This window comes from Promicromonospora sp. NPDC059942 (assembly GCF_042731755.1).
Taxonomy (GTDB): Bacteria; Actinomycetota; Actinomycetes; order Actinomycetales; family Cellulomonadaceae; genus Promicromonospora.
This window is the reverse complement of the sequence record NZ_JBHWLR010000001.1, coordinates 427,589-446,261: the sequence shown is the minus strand read 5'-3', so window position 1 is coordinate 446,261 and position 18,673 is coordinate 427,589. Positions and strand designations below refer to the sequence as shown.

The 18,673-nt window shown below is 68.8% G+C and carries 17 protein-coding genes and 2 pseudogenes; 9 read left to right on the top strand and 10 right to left on the bottom strand.

Annotation, left to right across the window (positions count from 1 at the left end):
- Positions 1-124 precede the first annotated feature (124 nt).
- On the top strand, positions 125-1,111 hold the full coding sequence (locus ACFV9Q_RS01925; protein ID WP_377232898.1) for an Abi family protein: 987 nt from the start codon (positions 125-127) through the stop codon (positions 1,109-1,111).
- A gap of 36 nt (positions 1,112-1,147) precedes the next feature.
- On the opposite strand, the gene ACFV9Q_RS01920 is transcribed toward ACFV9Q_RS01925, so the two are convergent.
- Positions 1,148-2,083, bottom strand: a complete 936-nt coding sequence (locus ACFV9Q_RS01920; protein ID WP_377232897.1) for a hypothetical protein — start codon at positions 2,081-2,083, stop codon at positions 1,148-1,150.
- Positions 2,084-2,523: 440 nt separating this feature from the next.
- Between ACFV9Q_RS01920 and ACFV9Q_RS01915 the strand changes: the two genes are divergently transcribed.
- The 7 genes and pseudogenes from ACFV9Q_RS01915 to ACFV9Q_RS01885 all read left to right on the top strand — a co-directional run.
- Positions 2,524-3,231 carry a hypothetical protein gene (locus ACFV9Q_RS01915; protein ID WP_377232896.1) on the top strand — a complete coding sequence of 236 codons (708 nt, stop codon included), beginning with the start codon at positions 2,524-2,526 and terminating at the stop codon, positions 3,229-3,231.
- 150 nt (positions 3,232-3,381) lie between these two features.
- Complete coding sequence (locus ACFV9Q_RS01910; protein WP_377232895.1) at positions 3,382-4,392, top strand: DUF4917 family protein; 1,011 nt, start codon at positions 3,382-3,384, stop codon at positions 4,390-4,392.
- A 168-nt stretch (positions 4,393-4,560) separates the two neighbouring features.
- Positions 4,561-6,603 carry an ATP-binding protein gene (locus ACFV9Q_RS01905; protein WP_377232894.1) on the top strand — a complete coding sequence of 681 codons (2,043 nt, stop codon included), beginning with the start codon at positions 4,561-4,563 and terminating at the stop codon, positions 6,601-6,603.
- Between the two features lie 350 nt (positions 6,604-6,953).
- Positions 6,954-7,166 carry a hypothetical protein gene (locus tag ACFV9Q_RS01900; RefSeq protein ID WP_377232893.1) on the top strand — a complete coding sequence of 71 codons (213 nt, stop codon included), beginning with the start codon at positions 6,954-6,956 and terminating at the stop codon, positions 7,164-7,166.
- Complete coding sequence (locus tag ACFV9Q_RS01895; RefSeq protein WP_377232892.1) at positions 7,163-7,429, top strand: peptide deformylase; 267 nt, start codon at positions 7,163-7,165, stop codon at positions 7,427-7,429. The genes ACFV9Q_RS01900 and ACFV9Q_RS01895 overlap by 4 nt, the downstream gene beginning before the upstream one ends.
- A pseudogene (locus tag ACFV9Q_RS01890) lies at positions 7,383-7,556 on the top strand (peptide deformylase); the annotation flags it as partial. The gene ACFV9Q_RS01895 and the pseudogene ACFV9Q_RS01890, both read left to right, overlap by 47 nt.
- A gap of 31 nt (positions 7,557-7,587) precedes the next feature.
- Positions 7,588-7,773, top strand: a pseudogene (locus ACFV9Q_RS01885) (hypothetical protein); the annotation flags it as partial.
- A 48-nt stretch (positions 7,774-7,821) separates the two neighbouring features.
- Here the strand turns inward: ACFV9Q_RS01885 and ACFV9Q_RS01880 are convergent.
- The 9 genes from ACFV9Q_RS01880 to ACFV9Q_RS01840 form a co-directional block, all read right to left on the bottom strand.
- Entirely contained in the window at positions 7,822-8,895 is a 1,074-nt protein-coding gene (locus ACFV9Q_RS01880; protein ID WP_377232891.1) for a hypothetical protein, read from the bottom strand.
- Between the two features lie 340 nt (positions 8,896-9,235).
- The gene (gene pdxS / locus ACFV9Q_RS01875) at positions 9,236-10,138 is read right to left on the bottom strand and encodes a pyridoxal 5'-phosphate synthase lyase subunit PdxS (protein ID WP_377233001.1); all 903 of its coding nucleotides are present in this window, start codon (positions 10,136-10,138) and stop codon (positions 9,236-9,238) included.
- 161 nt (positions 10,139-10,299) lie between these two features.
- Positions 10,300-10,887 carry a hypothetical protein gene (locus tag ACFV9Q_RS01870; protein WP_377232890.1) on the bottom strand — a complete coding sequence of 196 codons (588 nt, stop codon included), beginning with the start codon at positions 10,885-10,887 and terminating at the stop codon, positions 10,300-10,302.
- Complete coding sequence (locus ACFV9Q_RS01865) at positions 10,884-12,113, bottom strand: glycosyltransferase family 4 protein (RefSeq protein ID WP_377232889.1); 1,230 nt, start codon at positions 12,111-12,113, stop codon at positions 10,884-10,886. Before ACFV9Q_RS01865 ends, ACFV9Q_RS01870 begins: the two co-directional genes overlap by 4 nt.
- Positions 12,110-13,105: a phosphatidylinositol mannoside acyltransferase gene (locus ACFV9Q_RS01860; RefSeq protein WP_377232888.1), complete on the bottom strand. Its 996-nt coding sequence runs from the start codon at positions 13,103-13,105 to the stop codon at positions 12,110-12,112. The genes ACFV9Q_RS01865 and ACFV9Q_RS01860 overlap by 4 nt, the downstream gene beginning before the upstream one ends.
- Positions 13,105-13,773: a phosphatidylinositol phosphate synthase gene (pgsA, locus tag ACFV9Q_RS01855; protein ID WP_377228647.1), complete on the bottom strand. Its 669-nt coding sequence runs from the start codon at positions 13,771-13,773 to the stop codon at positions 13,105-13,107. Before pgsA ends, ACFV9Q_RS01860 begins: the two co-directional genes overlap by 1 nt.
- Positions 13,773-14,345, bottom strand: coding sequence for an HIT family protein (locus ACFV9Q_RS01850; protein WP_377232887.1), 573 nt, complete (start codon positions 14,343-14,345; stop codon positions 13,773-13,775). Before ACFV9Q_RS01850 ends, pgsA begins: the two co-directional genes overlap by 1 nt.
- 22 nt (positions 14,346-14,367) lie before the next feature.
- Positions 14,368-16,395, bottom strand: coding sequence for a threonine--tRNA ligase (gene thrS / locus ACFV9Q_RS01845; RefSeq protein WP_377232886.1), 2,028 nt, complete (start codon positions 16,393-16,395; stop codon positions 14,368-14,370).
- Between the two features lie 130 nt (positions 16,396-16,525).
- On the bottom strand, positions 16,526-16,711 hold the full coding sequence (locus ACFV9Q_RS01840; protein WP_377229514.1) for a hypothetical protein: 186 nt from the start codon (positions 16,709-16,711) through the stop codon (positions 16,526-16,528).
- Between the two features lie 178 nt (positions 16,712-16,889).
- Between ACFV9Q_RS01840 and ACFV9Q_RS01835 the strand changes: the two genes are divergently transcribed.
- Positions 16,890-18,671 (top strand): cation:proton antiporter, encoded by a 1,782-nt coding sequence (locus ACFV9Q_RS01835; protein WP_377232885.1) that lies wholly within the window; start codon positions 16,890-16,892, stop codon positions 18,669-18,671.
- Positions 18,672-18,673: the final 2 nt, after the last annotated feature.

Genomic DNA, 18,673 nt, shown 5'->3' with positions numbered 1-18,673 from the left:
CGGGATCTCGTCGAACGCGACCACGACCTCGGGCCGAGACACGCCCCATCGTGCTAATCTGGTTCCATCACGATCAGCCCGTTGCCGCAAGGCGCGGGCTGATTTTCTTTTTCCAGGGAGGACCATGGCGGAGTACGCGAAGCCGTGGCTGTCCGTCGACGAGCAGATCGACCGGCTGGCGGGGCACGGAATTGGGATCGAGGACCGCAGCCGAGCCACGTCGGTCCTGCAGTCAGTCGGCTACTACCGACTCACCGGCTACCTCTACCCCTTCCGCAAGTCCGAGCAGCACCTCGACGACGAGGGCCGCACGCGGATCCGCGTGCTCAGCGACTACCAGGCGGGCACGACACTGCGGCACGCCGAGGACATCATCGACTTCGACCGGCAGCTGCGCATGCTGGTCATGGACGGCGTCGAGCGCATCGAGGTCGCCGTCCGCATGCGGATCGGCTACGTGCTCGGCAGGAGGTCCCCCTTCTCCTACGAGGACCCGAACTGCTTCACCGAGGCCTTCACCGCCGAAAGCACCGATGACCGGGACCCCGCGCCGAGCAGGCACGTGCAGTGGCTCCAACGCGTCAACGACAGGAAGGCCAGCTCCGACGAGCGGTTCGTCGAGCACTTCCGGGAAAAGTACGACGACCGCGTGCCGGTCTGGGCGCTCACCGAGATTCTCGAGCTGGGCCACCTCTCCGTCCTCTACCGTGGCATGCACCAGCAGGACGCCGAGGAGATCGCCCTGGCGTTCGGAGTCCCGACCAAGAAGATCATGACCAGCTGGCTCGCCAGTCTGAACTACGTCCGCAACGTCGCGGCGCACCACTCCCGACTGTTCAACAGGAAGCTCCAGCACGCGCCGGCCCGTCCGAAGGCGGGGCAGATCCCGGTCCTCGACCACCTGCGGGACGAGGAGACGGCCAAGGGCGTCTTCGGGACCTACAACGCCCTCGCCGTGATCGCCTACATCCTGCCGTCCATCGATGCCGACTCGGACTGGGCGAAGCAGCTGGCAGCGCTGCTGCGGGAGTTCCCGGCCTCGCATGCCCTCACGATCGCATCGACGGGGACGCCAAAGGGCTGGGAGTCGCTCGACCTATGGCGCGGCTGACCTGACGGTCCGTGGGCCAGCGCTGCAAGCGGAGTCTCAGCCTCTACTGGCGCGCCTGCGGGCCCGCTCCCTCTGGGCGTGGGCGTGCTCGACCTGGCGGTGGCAGGTCTCGTAGCGGTCGGCCCAGGTGCTGTCGACCTCGTCGTGCACCACCTGGGCAAGCACGCTCCAGACGCTCTCCGGGATGCGGCGCAGCAGGACCATGTCCTTGGGGCGCCAGGCCAACAGGTAGCGGACGGCACCGGACCATGCGGGGTCGGTGGCGGGTACACCGGCCAAGGCCGTGAAGACGGCCTGCAGGGGCAACCGCTCGAGCAAGGTCGTCGCCGTCTGCTCGTGCACCGGGTAGCCCGAGTAGCGGCCGGTGCCGCCTGACCGCCAGCGCAGGAGCGCCAGCGCCTGGTCGGTTTCGCCCGGGTGCGCCTCAACAAGGCTGCGGGCGACGCCGTCGGCCAGCGGCTCGGGTAGCCCCGAAGCGACCTCCGCGAGTATCCGGGGAACCTCTGCACGAACTGCCTCGGGTGCGGCCGCCGTCCAGGACTCGAGGGCCCGCGCCTGATCTCGTCGCTGCTGTTCGCGACGGTCGACCCGTTCACCAGGGTGTGTATAGCCGTGAGCAGCCAGCCAGGCGATGAGCTCCGGACCGTGTGCGAGCTCGACATCGCCGCCAGGCGTGCCCTGCCAGCGCAGCGTCGAGCCGTGGTGCCAGCCGAGGACATCGATTGCGGTGCCCTCGTGGTCGAGCAGCTCGAACGCGGAGTCGCCGAGGCACAGGCACAACATGCCCGTGGATCGGGAGACCTCCAGTAACCGGGCCAGATCGTCGAGCTCTGCACGTTCGCTGATCGTCAGCACGGGCTCGACGTCGCGCGGCAGACTCCCGGACGCACCACGGTCGTACACACGGATGACCGACGCCGAGCGCACCAGGCCGTTCAGGACCTGCGCATCGAACGCGTAGTCATCGGACATGGACGCCAGGGTAGCGGCGCGCCCGGGAGGACAGAGGCCCCGCGGACACCAGGTCCGCGGGGCCCCTCCGACGACGGTTCAGCTCACCAGCCGCGCTCGGCCAGCCGGTGCGGCTCCGGGATCTCGTCCACGTTGATGCCGCGGTGCAAGATTGGACACCAAGACGCTGCCGGCCTTAGCAAGTACAGGCGTCTGGCGATCGGACCTTCCATCGCCATCCATGCAGGTGAGGAACTGGTTTCGACCGCCGCTCGGCTCCCGGATCGCTTCTCCACAGTCGGCAGCCGCCGCGACAGTCCCAGTTGGACATCGGTCCCAGTTCGTCCGCACGGCGAAGGCCAGGGCCTCTCCAAGACACACCACGCCCCACAACATGGCAGTGTGCGAATCTTGATACACCCTGCTACGGTGTGCGAAAACTTGCACACCAAGGAGATCACGTGCTCCCGACATGGAACGGCGAGGTTGTAAGCAGCCCCGCGACCGAGATGCCCGAGATCCTCGATGAAGCACCAGAAGTCCTTAGGAACGCACTCGGCGGCTCCCTATCTCGAATGGGAACGCGGGAGCTGCTACACGCAATCGAAGCCGCAGCCTGGCTCAACCTCTTCGGAGAGTCTGGGCAGCGTGCCATCGCGCCCGCCGCGAAGGCCGGAGGTGCCTCGTGGGCTGACCTCGCCGCAGCCATGGGGGTCTCCCGTTCGACCGCCAAGTACCGATACCAGCAAGAGGCCGCCGAGTGGGAGCAGCACCTCAAAGAACGGAACGAACCACGGAAATGGGAGACGATCACCCCTATGGACCCCGTCGACCTGCCGACCGATTTCCAGCCGACCGACGACGACCTGGCACGGTCCACGAGTCTGCCCACATGGGTCTGGATCGGGGAGCTCGAACCCGCGATCCAGTTCATACGGGCCACCCACACCGACGTGAAGGTCTGGGAAGACGACGGCGTACACAGCGTCATGTCCACGTCATTGGTTGACGGCGTCACCTACAACGCCTCCAGCACGGCGGACAGTCTCGAAGAGGCGTGGCGGGCGCATATTGGCAGTGCCTTGGGTCACGGCAAGCCGTACCCCGACGATGCGCTGCCCGGCGAGACTGTCATCGCGCTCAAGGCACGCATACGACAGCAGCGGTAGCCCGAACCACAGCCAAAGCACCAGCTTTGATCGCCACCCAATGCGCACGCCTGGAAAGCCCATCGACGCGTACCTCCCACTGATGGGCGGCGCCTAACGGAACGTGAGCACCGAAGTCGGACCGGCGGGTCCACCGCCGAGGATGAGGACATGATCGCCATAGCTGAACAGACGGCGGAACTGAAGCCGTGGGTCGAGGCCGCGGGCGACATCACGTGGCCGACGCTACTGATCGGGAACGGAGCCTCGATCAACCTGTGGGACGACTTCAGGTATGGAAGCCTCTACGAACGAGCAGATCTGTCCTCGGTGGCTCAGGCCGTATTCAGTGACCTGAGAGTGACCAACTTCGAGACCGCGCTTGAGGCAATTCACCACGCCCATGTGGTCGTCAAAGCACTGGGAAGGCCCACCGACGATGTGGACGCGCAGTACGAACACGTCAAGGACGCCCTCTTCAACGCGGTAAACAACGCGCACGTCGTCTGGAGCGCACTGGACTCGGCCCGGTTCGATTCCATCGCCGAGGTCCTGCAGGGCCACGACGCGGTCTACACCACCAACTACGACTTGTGCCTGTACTGGGCTCGCCTCAACGCCGCCCACCGTGTCACCAGGCGCCAGGTCATCGACTTCTTCTGGAATGACCACACATTCGACCCCGACAGCGTGGAGATCCGCGGCCGAACCGCGATGTACCACCTCCACGGCGCCGTCCACCTCTGGCAGGACGACCAAGGCGACAATGGGAAATGGACCAACGCCGATGGTGGAAGCCTGTTGTCCATGGCGGCGAACTACTCGTCGACGGCAGCACGATGGCCCCTGTTCGTCAGCGAGGGAAGCTCCAAGGCAAAGCTGCGCACCATCGGCCAGTCCCCCTACCTGAGCTTCTGCCTGACTTCGCTCCGGGAGGAACACGGCAATGTGGTCGTGTTCGGACACTCCCTCAGCGAGCAGGACTCCCACATCATCACGGCCCTCAACGCGGGGGAACCACGCGAGGTCGCGGTGTCCATCCACCCAGAAACCGGCGCCCAACGGATCATCCAGGAGAAAGCCCGCATCACCCAACTGCTCGGCAGCAACACACCACGCTTCTTCGACAGCACGTCCCATCCGCTCGGCGTGCCGTCGCTGACGATCCCGAAGACGCCGTAGCAGGATCCCTGTTCTCGATCTCGACTCTGACCGCACAAGCAAGCAGGAGCGGGCGCCGCATCCAGACGGCATATCACCCGGGTGCCTGAGCCGCCTGGGCGCGCCATCGCCCCTACTGTCTGTTAGGTCGATATGGTTTCGGGACGTCCGATCGAGGAGGGTGTGGGCATGGCACTGACCACGTCTTTGGCCGGCAGAGTTCGGAATACGAGCCTGCCGAAGAGCCATGCCCTCCTCCCGCTCCTCGAAGCCGTCGTCAACGGCATCCAGGCCATCGATGCTCGTTTTGGCGAGGCCGGCGAGCAGGGCCGCCTGATCATCAGGATCCAGCGCAGCCTCCAAGGAGAGCTGGACCTCGGCCAGGCAGGGCCAGGCCGCACACCGTTGAAGCCGATCGTCGGGTTTAGTGTCGAAGACAACGGCGTGGGCTTCACTCCGGAGAACATGGCCTCCTTCGAGACTCTCGACAGCGATCACAAGGCCGACATCGGCTGCCGTGGTGTAGGTCGCCTGCTCTGGCTCAAGGCATTCGATAAGATAGCGGTCCGCAGCACCTACCAGGACGCCTCCGGCGGCCAGCGAGCGCGCCAGTTCCGGTTCTCGGTGGCGAGGGAGGTCGAACAGGACCAGGAGCCGGTCGACTTCACCGACCTTGGAACGCTGGTTAGCCTGGACGGGTTCAAGAAGTCCTTCCAGCAGAGCGCGCCGAAGTCCGTCGAGCCGATCGCTCGCGAGGTTCTTGAGCACTGCATCTGGTACTTCCTGCGTCCGGGCGGCGCACCAGAAGTGACGGTGATCGACGAACACGACGGTGAAACCGTCTCGCTCCAGCACCTGATGGACGACTTCCTGCACTCCAAGATGGAGACGGCCACGATTGCGATCAAGGGCCAGAGCTTCAACATGGTCAACCTCCGTCTCAAAGCGCGCAACGTCATGCCCCGCCTCTACTGGTGCGCCACAAACCGGGTAGTCATGGAGGAGAACCTCACGGGCAAGATCCCAGGCCTCTATGGAAGGCTTAAGGACGAAGCGTCCACCGAGTTCACCTACGCCTGCTACCTGTCCTCCAACTTTCTCGACGAACACGTCCGAGCGGATCGCACCGCCTTCGATCTCGCCGAACGCGCCCCCGATGCAGCTACCGTCGAGGAACTTTCGCTGGACGGCATCCGCGCGGGCGTGCTGGACGAGGTCGAGAAGATCCTCGCCAACCCGCTTAAGGCCGCCCGTGACGAGGGCAGGGCCCGGGTTAACGACTTCGTCGCCAACCGCGCACCGAGGTATCGCCCCGTACTTGCCCGACTCGAGTCGCTCGGCGTGACCGTCGATCCTGCTGCCAAGGACCAGGACCTCGAGCTGCTTCTGCACCGCAACTTGCAGAAGCTCGAAGCCGAGGCCATGGCTGAGGGCCATGCGATCTTCGCCGAGGACGGGTTCGCAGAGCCGGAGGACTACACCGAACGCCTGGCTCGGTATCTCGAGACGGTGACAGACATCAACCAGTCCGACCTGGCGGCATACGTCTCAAGACGCCGAGCAATCCTTGATGTCCTCGCACGTTTGATTCGGACCGACGACCTGGGAAAGTACAGCCGGGAAGACCAGATCCACGAGCTGCTCTTCCCGATGCGGACGGACTCCAACGAAGTTGGAGCCGACGCATCGAACCTCTGGATCATCGACGAACGCTTGGCCTTCCACGACTACCTCGCGTCGGACAAAACGCTCAAGAGCATGCCGATCACCGGCTCGGAGTCGACGAAGGAACCTGACATCCTCGCGACGCGCGTTGCCCCCGGGCCAGTGTTGGTCTCCGAAGGCGAGCGGCTCCCACTTCCATCCATCGTCGTAGTCGAGATCAAGCGACCGATGCGTAACGACGCGTCCGCGGACAAAGATCCGATCCAGCAGTGCCTCGACTACGTCAAGCGGGTACGCGCCGGCCGGGTCAAGACCACATCGGGACGACTGATCCCAGAAACTCCTCAGCCTCCAGCCTTCTGCTACGTCATCGCGGACCTCACCTCAACGATGATCGACAGGTGCGAGTACGCGAACCTGCGCCCGACGCACGATGGCCTCGGTTACTTCGGCTTCAACGAACCTGCCAAGGCATACATCGAGGTCATCAGCTTCGACCATCTACTCAACGACGCATCCCAGCGAAACAGAGCATTCTTTGACAAACTGGGACTTCCCGCCATCTAGACCCACTTGGTGACCCTCCGCGCGACCCCGACCGCCGCCGCCAGTAACGACGACGCGGGTGTGGTCGCTGCGATCGACTGGCGGCCAGGCCATCAGGACGGGCCCGGTGAGAATTCTCGAGGTTCGATTTCGGCGACGTCCACACGGCGATCGTGTCGCCGCCCTCAAATCGCTCGACTCAAGCGCGCTTTCCCCTCCGCCGCCGGACAACGGGGCCCGGAGAAACATCCAGCGGTCCACTTGAGAACCATCGGGAGTCGGGACGTCACACAGTTACATACACCGTCGGGGCCGAAAAATGGGGTCGCTGGTTCCAGCGCGCCGTGCGTCTACCCACCGAGCACCTTGAGGTGCAGCTCACGTTCCCCACCCGCCTCGACCCCGTCGTGTGGAGCACCGATACCTCCATGACCGCCCAGGCAGAACCGCTGGCAACAGCGCCCACGCACGTCGCCGACAACGGAGTGGACGTGTTCACCTGGAGCACTGACAACCCGCATCTGCACGCCCGCTACCGCCTCGAATGGCGGTTCCGGACCAAGACCGATCAGGAGCACCCGTGACCTCTACCAAGCTCCGCGACCAGAAGAACCAGCTCGGCATCGTCCAGGCTGGCGCGCCGATCCTGACCCACCCGGCACGCCGGTTCGAGCTACCCGCCGAGCGTGCCGATGCCAAGGCGACGACCGCACGGCTCCTGGAAGTGCTGCGCCGACTGACCGAGGTCCACGAGTTCGCCAAGGGGCGCGGCCTGGCCGCGCCACAGATCGGCCTCGACCGTGCAGCCGCCGTCGTCCACCGCCCGACGACGCTGCGGACGTCTTGATCCTGCTCAACCCGCGCACATCGACGCCAGCGACGAGCAGGACGAGGGCTGTCTGAGCTTCTTCGACGTGCGCGGCATGGTGTCCCGCCCACTGCACATCACCGTCCAGGCGGTCGCACTCGACGGCACAAGTCACCACGACGCCCTACGAAAACGGCCTCGCCCGATTGGTCCACCACGAGATCGACCACCTCGACGGCCTGCTCTACACAGCACGCATGCGGCCCGGCCTGAGACCCATCCCAGTTGAGGAGTACCGCCAGACCGGAAGCCGGGTGGAACTACCCGAACACCGCCCGCGGGTAATTCCAATGGACTCTCCCCACGCCTTGGCCAGTGCCTAGCGTGGCCGGGCAAGGCATCAGCACCCGCCCGACCACCGCGCAGATCGGCTAACTCCGAGTCCGCCGTGTCACGACGAATCCTGTGCCTTTTACCTGTCGGCCGACCGGGGTGTTGGCCCAGTCCTCAAGGTTGTCGCTTGCCTGGTCGAACATGACGAGGAGGTCGGACAGCGCTGGACGGGTCGCCAATGCACAGTGCAGCACTTCTTCGCTGTGTGTCTCACTGGGGTACCCGTCTTCGTCGAACGCATCAGTCACCCACCGATCCAGCGAGATGCCCCATTCGTCGCGACCCCACTTGCCGCCCGGCTGGGGCGCATGCAGGTTCACAAAGAACTGCTCGCTCTTGCCGTCGGGCAGGTCGGAGTCGTACGACGGATCGAACGTGACCTCCAGCCCCTCCATCCTCAGCTCCAACTGGGCTTCAGTGCTTCGCACCCAAACGTCCAGCAAGAGCCGCAGGTCGTCTGCTGCGCGCTCCACCTCCCCGTCTGCACAGGCGGTTTCAAGCTTCTCAAGCGTTCTGTCGAGGTGCGAACCAAGCAGATCCTCGTCGAACACGAAGGGCTGGGGCACCTCCAGGACCCGCAACTGGTCGTCCAGCATGAACGACGTAGAGTCCCACACCCGCCGAATCTTCCCACCAAGAGCGTCCTTGTCGCGGCCCTCAGCCTCGTCGACTTCCTCTCCGCGTTCCTCGGCCACCTTGACGCGTAGGCTCCTGGCTTCAACGGCTAGTTCCGTCAGGACAGAAGTGCGCACCGGGGCCGGCACCTGCTTCAGGGCGTCATCCAACTCGGTGAGTGCCTGGTGAAGCGACCACGTGGCGACGACGTACCAAAGACTGTGGGTGCCCTCGAGCAGGTCCTCCCGTGCTCCCTGGTCGATCAGTGCAGCCAGGTGCGAGTGCGGGTACCGGTCGAGCTTGTCACCGCGTTGGTCGTGCAGGCACACCGGGATCGTCGCGGCGGCCGAGACTCTGTTCAGTGCTTCCACCAGCGGGCCGGCCAGTTCCCTTGAATCGACGCTGGTCACCGTCTCGGACGCCACGCCGTCTGGTCCATGGAACGTGGCCAGGACCTGGATTTTCCCACGGCTGGGATGCTGAGAATAGATGGTCATCACGCACAACCTTTCCAGCGGAGGACGCGCCCAGGGCGCGGGTATACCCGCCAGCAGAAAGAAGAATGAGGGAGACGCAGCGGTGGCGCAGGCGCAATCCCACGCTCCATGCCGCAAAGAAGATGTGAGTGGTGGTGGTTCAGGTGCGATCCCGAACTCCCCTGCCAATCTCTACGCTACCAGCCGGTCTCACAAACCGCGGCTCAGCCGCAGTGCTTCTGGCGTTTCTAGCTGCGTCGTTCGTGGCTTCTCCCCCACGGGTGCCGAGCAAAGGCCCCATGGACATGGTGTCCACGGGGCCTTTCCCTCGGCTGCAGAGCCGGTCAACGACCTGTCGTAGTCACCAGCCGCGCTCGGCCAGCCGGTGCGGCTCCGGGATCTCGTCCACGTTGATGCCGACCATGGCCTCGCCCAGGCCGCGGGAGACCTTGGCGATCACGTCGGCGTCGTCGAAGAACGTCGTCGCCTTGACGATGGCCTCGGCGCGCTGCGCCGGGTTGCCCGACTTGAAGATGCCCGAGCCGACGAAGACGCCCTCGGCGCCGAGCTGCATCATCATCGCGGCGTCCGCCGGAGTGGCGATGCCGCCCGCGGTGAACAGCACGACCGGCAGCTTGCCGGTGGTCGCGATCTCCTTGACCAGCTCGTACGGCGCCTGGAGCTCCTTGGCGGCCACGTACAGCTCGTCCTCGGGCAGCGACGTGAGGCGGCGGATCTGCTGGCGGATCTGGCGCATGTGCGTGGTCGCGTTCGAGACGTCGCCGGTACCGGCCTCGCCCTTCGAGCGGATCATCGCGGCACCCTCGGTGATGCGCCGCAGCGCCTCGCCCAGGTTGGTCGCACCGCACACGAACGGCACGGTGAAGTTCCACTTCTCGATGTGGTTCGTGTAGTCCGCCGGCGTCAGCACCTCGGACTCGTCGATGTAGTCGACGCCGAGCGACTGGAGCACCTGCGCCTCGACGAAGTGCCCGATGCGCGCCTTCGCCATCACGGGGATCGAGACGGCCTCGATGATGCCGTCGATCATGTCGGGGTCGCTCATGCGCGACACGCCGCCCTGCGCACGGATGTCCGCGGGCACCCGCTCGAGCGCCATGACGGCCACCGCGCCCGCGTCCTCGGCGATCTTCGCCTGGTCGGGCGTGACGACGTCCATGATGACGCCGCCCTTGAGCATCTCGGCCATACCGCGCTTCACGCGCGCGGTGCCGACCGTGCCCACGGTGTTCTCGCCGGTCACGGATTCAGTCACGGTTACCTCGCATAGTTCTCGCCGGTGGGATCGACGCCGGTCGTTCCGGGCGCGGTCGGCGCCCTGCCTCGATCTTATCGCCCGGTCTGCGGCGTCCCCGCCGCCGCCCGCAGAACGGTCATCTGGTGGACAGCGCCTCCACCCGGTGATCACCCGGCGGCGGGCTCCAGACCGGGCGGCAGGGCGTCGTCGAGCTCGACGGTGCGCGGCATCGGCGCCCGGCCGGCCAGGTGGAACAGCCGCACGTACCAGAGCCTGCGCACCCGCCGGGCCTGCGCCACGGCCTCGTTGTGGAAGCGGCGGGCGAGCGTCACCCGGTACCAGGCGGCCGCCAGGCCCGCCACGACCTCGCCCGCCGGGCCCGCACGCAGGTCCCGCACCGCCTCGGGCGAGCCGAGCGCCTCCCGGAGGGTCGCCGTGAGCCCGGACTCCGCCCGTTCGCGCGCCGAGTCCAGCCCGTCCATCTTCAGCGCGGCGGCGGCCGAGGTGACCGGTCCGGCGTCGGACGCCGAGTACGCGGCGTCGGCCACCAGCACCGAGCTGGCCGGGTCCAGGGCGCCCGACGCCGCCAGCTCCACCGCCGCCGAGGCCCGCCGCACGAGCTGCGCGTCCAGGGCGATGCGCGACGCCGCGACCTTGCGGTGCAGCCGGTCGAGCCGGGAGGCGCCCTGCCAGGCGAACACCAGGCCGACGACGACCGCCGCGAGCGCGACGAGCGCGATCTCGGACCAGGTCACGTGTCACCCCCGACCCGGCGCGGGAACAGCCCCATGATGCGGCCCACGGCGTCGCCCGCGATGGCGTGGTCGGCGTCGAGCGTCATCTCGTAGACGGCCAGGACCTGCTCGGTCACGCCGGACCAGTCGAACCGCTGGACCCACTGCACCGCGTGCGCGCGGTAGGCGTCCCGCCGTGCCGGGTCGGCGATCAGGTCCAGCACGGTCGCGGCGAGGTCGGCGGGGTCACCGGTGCGGAACAGCGCCCCCGCGGCGCCGTCGTCCAGGACGCGCTGGAAGGCGCCCAGGTCGCTGGCCACCACGACCGAGCCGGCGCTCATCGCCTCCACGAGCACGATGCCGAAGCTCTCGCCGCCGGTCTGCGGGGCCACGTACAGGTCGGCGGAGGCCAGCAGCGCCGCCTTCTCGGCGTCGGACACCGCGCCCAGGAACTCGACGGACGACGCCCGCTCCCCCAGCGCCTCCCGCGTCTCGGCGACGATACCGTTGCCCCGGCCGGCCACGAGGAACCGCGTGCCGGGCACCCGGTCCAGGATCGCGGGGATGGCCTGGACCAGCACGCTCAGCCCCTTGCGCGGCTCGTCGAGCCGGCCGAGGAAGGCGACGGTCGGCGCGTCGGGGGTGCCCGTCCACTCCGGCCGCCGGCCGCTGCTCGCGAACACCTGCGTGTACACCCCGTTCGGGATCACGACGGCGTCGCCGCCCAGGTGGTCCACGAGGGTGCGGCGCGCGTCCTCGGAGACGGCGATCCGGGCGGCGATCTTCTCCAGCGACTGCCGCACCAGCGGGTAGGCGACCTGCAGCGCGCGCGAGCGCACCTGGGAGGTGTGGAACGTCGCCACCACCGGCTCGGTGGCCTGCCAGAGGGCGAGCATCGACAGGGACGGGACCATCGGCTCGTGCAGGTGGACGATGTCGAACGGGGTGCCGCCGATGCCGCCCTCCAGCCAGCGGCGCACCCGCGTCGCGGTCAGCGGCCCGAACGTCAGCCGCGCGACCGAGCCGTTGTAGGGCACGGGCACGGCGCGGCCGGCGGCGGTGACGACGTCGGGCAGCTCGGTGTCGTCGCTGGAGGGGGCCAGCACCGACACGTGGTGCCCCGCGGCCTGCAGCGCCTCGGCGAGGTCGCGCACATGGAACTGGACGCCGCCGGGGGCGTCGAACGAGTACGGGCAGACGATGCCGACACGCAGCGCACGGTGACCGCGCCGCCGCGCGACCCTCATCCGTTCTCCCGCGCCTGGGCCGGGTCGGGCGGGTTCGTGGACCGCTGCGCGGCCCGCCCGGCCGCCCGCTGCCGGGCCGGGCCCAGGTCGGCGACGAACACGCGCTGGAGCATGTGCCAGTCGTGGGTGTGCTCCACGATGGTCCCGCTGAGCTGGTCGACCCAGCCCTGGGTGAGGATCCGCGCCTGCTCGGCGCGGGGCAGCCCGACGTCGGGCACGGGCAGGGGCGGGTAGAACCGGATGACGATGCCCCACGGCGTGCCGGCCGCCCGACGTCGGTCGCCGCGCAACCGCTCGTAGGTGATGCCGACGGCGTGCACGGGGACGCCCGCCTCCAGGCTCAGGATGGCCGGGCCGGCGGCCACGCGGGCGCGGTGCCCGGCGAGGTCGACCTCGATGCCGGTCGAGGTGAGGTCGCGGTCGCTGAGGAGCGGGATGAGCCGGCCGCCCTCCTTGGCGCCGCGCACCAGGGAGCCCAGCACGTCGCCGTTGCCGAGGGCCAGCACGTCGATGCCGAGGGAGCCGCGGAACCGCACGAACTCCTCGAACAGCTCGTCGGGCTTGAGCCGTTCGGCGACGGTGAGGACGCCCGCGAGGTTCTGGGAGGCGTAGGCGCCGGCCAGGTCCCAGTTGCCCAGGTGGCCGAGGGCGAGCGAGACCGCGCCGCCGTCGGCGATCACGGGCCGCACGTGCTCGTCGTAGCCCTCCAGGCGCACGCGCGCCCGGAGCTTCTCGGAGGTGACGCCCTGGAGGGTGAACGCCTCGCGGAAGTAGCGCATGTAGCTGCGCATCCCCACGCGGGACAGCCGGCGGACCGCCTTCTCGTCCAGGTCGGGCCGCACCCGCGCGTAGTTGCTCTCCATGCGCCGCACGCTCTTGCCGCGCCGCAGCCAGGTGACGTCGGCGACCGCGGTGAACACGGCCCGGAGCACGGGCTCGGGGATCTTCGTGGCGTTGCGCCACGCGAACGTGTAGGCCGCCGCGACGTCCATCAGGCTCCCTGTCCGGCCAGCGGGCCCTCGTGCGGGCCGTTGCGGGTGTCCACCGTGTGCCGGGCGAGCTGCGCCCGCACGGTGGCGATGCGCTGGAACACGGTCACCAGGCTCGCGAGCGCCAGCAGGGTGAGCACGACCTCCAGCACGACGACGGGCAGGCCCACCTGCATGAAGGTGAACGGGACCAGCGCCAGCAGGAGCCGGTCGGCACGCTCGGCGATGCCCACCTGGGCGGTGGCCCCGACGCTCTCGGCCCGGGCGCGGGCGTACGGCACCACGCTGCCCAGCACCAGGCAGGCGAGGGCGGCGCACGTGCCCCACAGGCCGTGGTGCTCGTCGGGGTGCAGCACGAACCAGAGCGTGATGCCGGCGAACACCGCGCCGTCGGACACCCGGTCCAGCGTGGAGTCGAGGAACGCGCCCCACGGGCCGGAGCGCCCGGCCTGGCGCGCCATCACCCCGTCGAGCGAGTCGAAGAGGACGAAGAAGCCGATGAGCAGGCCGCCCACGAGCGTGTGCCCCGTGGGGAACAGCGTCAGGGCCACCGCGGTGACCACGACGGTGCCGGCGATCGTCACCGCGTCCGGCGAGACCCGCAGGGCCAGCAGCAGCCGCGCCAACGGGGTGAACAGCGTGGTCATGAAGGAGCGCAGGCCCCGTAACATCAGTTCTCCTCTCCGCCCCCCGCGGTCTCCCAGGCCTCCGCGAGCCGACGACGGGTGTCCGCCAGCAGCTCGGGCAACGCCTTGGTCTGGCCCACCACGGGCAGGAAGTTCGCGTCGCCCAGCCAGCGCGGCACCACGTGCTGGTGCAGGTGCGCCGCGATGCCCGCGCCCGCGACCTCGCCCTGGTTGATACCAAGATTGAAGCCTGCGGGCGCGTGGACGGCGCGCGACACGCGCATGGCCTGCTGAGTCATCTGCGCCAGCTCGACCGTCTCGGCCTCGGTGAGGTCCGTGTAGTCCGAGACGTGCCGGTACGGGAGCACCATCATGTGCCCCGAGTTGTACGGGTAGAGGTTCAGCACCACGTAGCACCGCTCCCCGCGGGCGACGACGAGGCCCTGCTCGTCGTCGCCCGCCGGGATGCGGCAGAACGGGCACTGCTGGGTGGTCCCGTCGGCCGGCTTGTCCTGCCCGCCGATGTAGACCATGCGGTGCGGCGTCCAGAGCCGCTGCAGGCCGTCGTCGGAGGGACCGAACGCCGTCGGCGACTCGGGAAGGGGCTCGCTGTTCATCCGAGGACGACCTTCGGGCCGGTCAGACCTGCACCCGGTCGCTGACCGCCTTCACGATCCGCTCGATCGCCTCGGCGACCGGCACCCCGTTCTCCTGGGTGCCGTCCCGGAAGCGGAACGACACGGCGCCCGCCTCGACGTCCTCCCCGCCCGCGATGAGCACGAACGGGACCTTCTCCTTGGACGCGTTGCGGATCTTCTTGCCGAACCGGTCGTCGGACAGGTCGAGCTCGGCGCGGATGCCCTGGGCGCGGAGCTGGGCGACGACGTCCTTGAGGTAGTCGTCGAAGGCGTCGGCCACGGGCACGGCGAGCACCTGGACGGGCGCGAGCCAGGCCGGGAACTGGCCGGCGTAGTGCTCGATGAGCACGCCCATGAACCGCTCGATGGAGCCGAACTTGGCCGAGTGGATCATGACCGGCTGCTGGCGGGTGCCGTCCGCGGCGGTGTACTCCAGCCCGAAGCCCTTGGGCTGGTTGAAGTCGTACTGCACGGTGCCCATCTGCCAGGTGCGGCCGATGGCGTCCTTCGCCTGCACGGAGATCTTGGGGCCGTAGAACGCGGCGCCGCCCGGGTCGGCCACGAGCTCCAGGCCGGTCTCGCGGCCCACGCGCTCCAGGATCTCCGTGGCGGAGGTCCAGTCCTCCTCCGAGCCCACGAACTTGTCCGGCTTGGAGTCGTCGCGCGTGGACAGCTCCAGGTAGAAGTCGTCCAGGCCGAAGTCGCGCAGCACGCTGAGCATGAAGTCGAGCAGGTGCTTGACCTCGCCCGGCGCCTGCTCGGGCGTCACGTAGGAGTGCGAGTCGTCCTGGGTCAGGCCGCGCACGCGCGTCAGGCCCTGCACGACGCCGGACTTCTCGTAGCGGTACACCGACCCGAACTCGAACAGGCGCAGCGGCAGCTCACGGTAGGAGCGCCCGCGCGAGGCGAAGATCAGGTTGTGCATGGGGCAGTTCATGGCCTTGAGCCGGTACTTGGACCCCTCGAGGTCCATCTCCGGGAACATCGTGTCCGCGTAGTACGGCAGGTGGCCCGAGGTGTGGAACAGCCCGTCCTTGGTGATGTGCGGGGTGCCGACGTAGGAGAAGCCCTCCTCGATGTGGCGCTGGCGGACGTAGTCCTCCATGACCCGCTTGATCACGCCACCCTTGGGGTGGAACAGCGGCAGACCCGAGCCGACCTCGTCGGAGAAGCTGAACAGGTCCATCTCGGCGCCGATGCGGCGGTGGTCGCGGCGCTCGGCCTCGGCCAGGCGCTCCAGGTACGCCTTCAGCTCGTCCTTGGACGGCCACGCCGTGCCGTAGACGCGCTGGAGCATCGGGTTCTTCTCGCTGCCGCGCCAGTAGGCGGCGGCGTTGCGCATGAGCTGCACGCCGTTGCCGATCAGGCGGGTGTTCGGCAGGTGCGGGCCGCGGCACAGGTCCTTCCAGACCACGGTCTCGCTCTCCCGGCCGGCGCCGCGCACGTTGTCGTAGATGGTCAGCTCGCCGCCGCCCACCTCGACGTTCTCGCCGCTGTCGCCGTCGGCCGCGCCGCCCTTGAGCCCGATGAGCTCCAGCTTGTACGGCTCGTTCGCCAGCTCGGCGCGCGCCTCGTCCTCGGTGACGACGCGGCGGCGGAAGGTCTGGCCCTCCTTGATGATGCGGCCCATCGTCTTGTCGAGGGCCTTGAGGTCCTCGGGCGTGAACGGGGTCTCGACGTCGAAGTCGTAGTAGAAGCCGTCCGTGACGGGCGGGCCGATGCCCAGCTTCGCGTCCGGGTTGACCTGCTGCACGGCCTGCGCCAGCACGTGCGCGGCGCTGTGCCGCAGCACGGCGAGGCCGTCGGGCTCGCCGATGGTCACCGGCTCGACCTCGTGGCCGGCCGGGATCTCGCGGTCGAGGTCCCACAGCTCGCCGTCCACGCGCACGACGACGACGTCGCGGCGGTCGCCGTACAGCTCGACGCCGGTGGTCGTGGCCGTGGTCGTCGTCGCCTCCGTGGAGTTCTGCGCCGGGGTCTCGCCGGCGGCGAGGTCGGTAGGGCTGGGCGGCGATGCGACGTCGGACACAGGAGTGCTCCTTGGGGAACGGAAGACGAAATGGATCGAGGGGCGCCGTCCATACGGACGGTGCCCCTCGATCGTACCGATACAGTGCCGGTCCCGTGCCCGCGGACGCACCCGCGGGCGGGACGGCGGATCAGCTGTCGCGGAAGTCCTTGGCCTTCTCGCCCAGCGAGTCGATCGCACCGTCGGCCTTGTCGGGCGCGAACTCCTTGAGCTTGTCGGTAGCGGCGTCGACGTTCTCGTCGGTGAGCTGCTCCTTCGCCTTGGCGACGTTGTCCGGGTCGGTCACGAACTCCTTGGCCTTGTCAAAAAGCCCCATGGTTCGACTCCTCTTCGACACTGGCACACCAGGTGCGCCCCCTGCGCACGACGGGGTCCCGCCGGCACCCCGAACCTACGCGCAGCAGGCCTCGCGCGCGCGGTAACACCGGCCCACCTGGTATCTCGCAGGGCTGAAAAAGTCGGCGTGCGACGCCGCCGTCTCGTAACGTCAGCCTGTGGAGTACCTGATCGTCGCAGTCGTCGCCGCCATCCTGATCATCGCCGTCACCTCGCTCGCGCCCAAGGCGGGCGTCGCGGCCCCGCTGGTCCTGGTGGTGCTCGGCGCGGGCGTCAGCCTGCTGCCGTGGGTGCCGGCGGTCGAGATACCTCCTGAGGTGATCCTCGGCGGCGTGCTGCCCCCGCTGCTCTACTCCGCGGCGGTCGGCCTGCCGTCGATGGACTTCCGGCGGGACTTCACGGCCATCGGCGGCCTGTCCGTCACGCTCGTGGTGATCAGCTCGGTGCTGCTCGGCCTGCTCTTCCGCTGGCTGATCCCCGGGATCGACCTCGCCACGGCCATCGCGCTGGGCGCCATCGTCAGCCCGACCGACGCCGTGGCGACCTCGATCGTGAAACGGCTCGGGGCGTCCCCGCGCGTCGTCACCATGCTGGAGGGCGAGTCGCTGCTCAACGACGCGTCCGCCCTGGTGCTGCTGCGGTCCGCGATCGCGGCCACCGCGGCCTCGGTCAGCCTGTGGGAGGTCGTGGGCGACTTCGCCTACGCCGCCCTGGTGGCCGTGGCGATCGGCGTGCCCGTCGGCTGGCTGGGCCTGCGGGTGCGCCGCCGGCTGGGCCACGCCGCGCTGAGCACCGCCATGTCGTTCGTGGTCCCGTTCGTCGCCTACATCCCGGCCGAGGAGCTCGGCGCGTCCGGCCTGGTCGCCGTCGTGGCGGCGGGCCTCGTCACCGGCAACGGCTCGCCGCGCTACCTGCGCCCGCAGGACCGGATCGCGGAACGCTCCAACTGGCACACCGTCGAGCTGCTGCTCGAGGGCGCCGTGTTCCTCATCATGGGCATCGAGCTGTTCGCGCTGATCGAGGACGTGGAGTCCGGGACCGGGTCCGTCTGGCAGGCCGTCCAGGTCGCCGCGATCGCCGCTGTCGCGATCCTCGTGGTGCGTGCCGCGTTCGTCACGCCGCTGATCGGCATCCAGGCGCGCCGGGCCCGACGGGGCGAGGCCGTGCGCGAGACCCTCACCGCGTTCCAGGACCGGATCGACCAGCGTGCGGCCGCGGCCCCGCCCGCCTCCGCCGAACCGGAGCAGGGCACGGGCCGGCGCAAGGGCCGCCGCTCGACCGCCGAGCGCCTGGAGCGGATCCAGGGCACCCTGCGGCGCCGGACCGCCGACATCGACTACGACCTCGCCCGGCCGCTCGGCTGGCGCGAGGGCACGCTGCTGGTCTGGGCGGGCATGCGCGGTGTGGTGACGCTCGCGGCGGCGCAGACCCTGCCGGGCGGACCCGACGGCACCCCGCACCGGTCGTTCCTCATCCTGGTCGCCTTCGGCGTCGCGTTCGGCACGCTCCTGGTCCAGGGCAGCACCCTGCCGTGGGTGACGCGGCGCCTCGGGCTCATCGAGCAGGACACGGCGGGCGACCTGCCCGCCCTGCGACGCGAGACGGAGCAGGCGGCACGCGACTTCCTGGCGGACCCGCGCCGCCCCGACGGCACGCCGTACGACGCCGGCGTGGTCGCCCGCGTGCGCAAGGACACGTACCGGGAGCACGAGTCGCAGGACGAGGACGCGGTGCTCACCAAGGACCGCTTCATCCAGTACCGGGAGCTGCGGCTCGCGACGATCACCGCCCAGCGCGAGGAGCTGCTCGCCGCGCGCTCCGCCGGCACCTACGACTCGGCCCAGCTCGGCAACGCCCTGGAGCTCCTGGACGCCGAGCAGATCGCCGTCGAGATGCGCAAGGGCAGGTTTTCCCTGCGCGAGGAGGACCCGGAGCGCTAGCC

Coding starts and splice junctions, on each gene's coding strand:
- ACFV9Q_RS01840 (WP_377229514.1), bottom strand. CDS start 16,711: ATGGGGCTTTTTGACAAGGCCAAGGAGTTCGTGACCGACCCGGACAAC.
- ACFV9Q_RS01920 (WP_377232897.1), bottom strand. CDS start 2,083: ATGTCCGATGACTACGCGTTCGATGCGCAGGTCCTGAACGGCCTGGTG.
- ACFV9Q_RS01905 (WP_377232894.1), top strand. CDS start 4,561: ATGGCACTGACCACGTCTTTGGCCGGCAGAGTTCGGAATACGAGCCTG.
- ACFV9Q_RS01925 (WP_377232898.1), top strand. CDS start 125: ATGGCGGAGTACGCGAAGCCGTGGCTGTCCGTCGACGAGCAGATCGAC.
- ACFV9Q_RS01860 (WP_377232888.1), bottom strand. CDS start 13,105: ATGGACGTCGCGGCGGCCTACACGTTCGCGTGGCGCAACGCCACGAAG.
- ACFV9Q_RS01910 (WP_377232895.1), top strand. CDS start 3,382: ATGATCGCCATAGCTGAACAGACGGCGGAACTGAAGCCGTGGGTCGAG.
- pgsA (WP_377228647.1), bottom strand. CDS start 13,773: ATGTTACGGGGCCTGCGCTCCTTCATGACCACGCTGTTCACCCCGTTG.
- ACFV9Q_RS01880 (WP_377232891.1), bottom strand. CDS start 8,895: ATGACCATCTATTCTCAGCATCCCAGCCGTGGGAAAATCCAGGTCCTG.
- ACFV9Q_RS01850 (WP_377232887.1), bottom strand. CDS start 14,345: ATGAACAGCGAGCCCCTTCCCGAGTCGCCGACGGCGTTCGGTCCCTCC.
- ACFV9Q_RS01865 (WP_377232889.1), bottom strand. CDS start 12,113: ATGAGGGTCGCGCGGCGGCGCGGTCACCGTGCGCTGCGTGTCGGCATC.